The organism is Fulvivirga aurantia, from assembly GCF_009711475.1.
Taxonomy (GTDB): domain Bacteria; phylum Bacteroidota; class Bacteroidia; order Cytophagales; family Cyclobacteriaceae; genus Fulvivirga; species Fulvivirga aurantia.
Genome location: NZ_SMMD01000373.1, coordinates 1 through 2099, shown reverse-complemented (window position 1 = coordinate 2099; position 2099 = coordinate 1). Strand labels below are relative to the sequence as shown.

Here is a 2099-nt window from a genome sequence, read left to right as displayed (position 1 = left end):
GAGTAGATCTATCATCATTAAAAACAAGCGTTGAGGAAATTAAGTCGGAGATACGCAAAGTAATTGTGGGTCAGGATAGAATGGTAGACTTACTTATCACAGCCATTCTGGCAGATGGTCACGTACTGCTTGAGGGTGTACCTGGGGTTGCCAAAACCTTAACAGCAAAACTGCTTTCTAAAGTGATTGATGCTGATTTTTCCCGAATTCAATTTACACCTGATCTCATGCCATCAGATGTATTAGGCACATCAATATTTAACATGAAAACCACCGAATTTGAGTTTAAGGCAGGTCCCATATTTTCTAACATAGTGCTGATCGATGAAATAAACAGGGCTCCGGCTAAGACACAGGCAGCCTTGTTTGAAGTAATGGAAGAAAGACAAGTGACTATCGATGGGCATACCCACAATATGGATGAGCCATATTTGGTAATTGCAACTCAAAACCCGATAGAACAGGAAGGTACATACAGACTACCTGAGGCTCAGTTAGATCGCTTTTTATTTAAGGTATCGGTGTCATATCCTTCTTTAGATGAAGAGGTTGATATCCTCAAAGGTCATAATCTAAACAAGCCTTCAACTTTACTTGAAAAAGTAACGCCTTCACTATCTAAGCAGCAGATAAAAGAATACCGCGAAACGATCAACAGCATACATGTAGAAGACAACCTTTTAAATTACATTGCTCAGATTGTAAACGAAACCAGAAATAGTGTCGACTTATACCTCGGAGCTTCCCCGCGTGCATCTATTGCTATTTTACAGACAGCCAAGGCATTTGCTGCCATCCAGGGGCGAGATTTTGTAACTCCAGAAGATATTAAATCTATGGCTAAACCTGTGATAAGACATCGGGTAATTATCACTCCAGAAAAGGAGATGGAAGGCTTAGGCGCTGATGAAATAACTGAGCAGATAATAAATAAAATAGAAATACCAAGATGATAGCAGTCATCAAGGCACTTTATCTTACCAATAAATTATTCACTGCCATAATTGGCATCGTAGTGCTCTTTGTCTTTGCCTATTTCTTTCCAACATTTTTGGTAATTCCTAAAGTGCTATTCTTCACACTGCTGGCAACTACACTTGCCGATGCCATTCTTCTCTTTAAAAATAAAAAGGGGGTTAAAGGAATAAGGTTTACCCCTGAGAAACTGTCAAATGGTGATGAAAATGAAATTAGAGTTTATCTGGAAAATCGCTTCGATTTTACAGTACAGGTAAAGCTCATAGATGAGCTTCCTCATCAATTTCAGATAAGAGACCATGAGTTTTTATTCACTTTAAAATCTAAGGAAAGCAAAACCACCGCTTACAATTTGAGGCCGGTCAAGCGTGGAGAATATTCTTTTGGTGCTGTTAATGCCTTGATTAGCTCAAAAATTGGCTTGGTAGCAAGAAGATATCGGTTTTCTCAAGACAAAATAGTGCCGGTCTACCCGTCTTTTATTCAAATGAGAAAGTATGAGCTAAAAGCAATCTCTAACAACCTTACTGAGATAGGTATTAAGAAAATAAGACGGATAGGCCATAATATGGAGTTTGAGCAGATCAAGGAGTATGTACCTGGAGATGATTTCCGAACTATAAATTGGAAGGCTACTGCCAGATCAGGCTCCCTCATGATCAATAATTATCAGGACGAAAAATCACAACAGGTTTACTCTGTGATTGATAAGAGCCGCAATATGCAAATGCCATTTGATGGCATGAGTCTGCTCGATTATGCTATAAATGCCAGTTTGGTGATATCTAATATTGCCATGAAAAAAGATGATAAAGCCGGCCTCATTACCTTTCAGCATAAGATAGGCACAGTACTGCCCGCCAGCAAACGGGCAAAACAAATGTACCTGATCCTGGAAACTTTGTATAATCAGAAGACCGCTTATAAGGAAGCTGATTATTCTAAACTCTACGCTTTAGTAAAGAGAAAAATAACGCAACGAAGCTTATTGCTTCTTTATACAAATTTTGAATCATTGTCAGGGATGCACAGGCAGCTTCCGTACTTGAAAAACCTGGCTAAATCACACTTACTTGTGGTTATATTTTTTGAGAACACCGAAGTGAAAAAACTGCTGGATG

2 protein-coding genes are annotated in these 2099 nt (G+C 38.8%); both read left to right on the top strand.

The window, feature by feature from the left end; translation table 11 throughout:
- The coding region (locus E1176_RS01960; protein WP_155208895.1) for an AAA family ATPase at positions 1 to 953 on the top strand (953 nt) is incomplete at its 5' end.
- On the top strand, positions 950 to 2099 hold a 1150-nt coding region (locus E1176_RS01955), incomplete at its 3' end, for a DUF58 domain-containing protein (protein ID WP_155208894.1). The genes E1176_RS01960 and E1176_RS01955, both read left to right, overlap by 4 nt.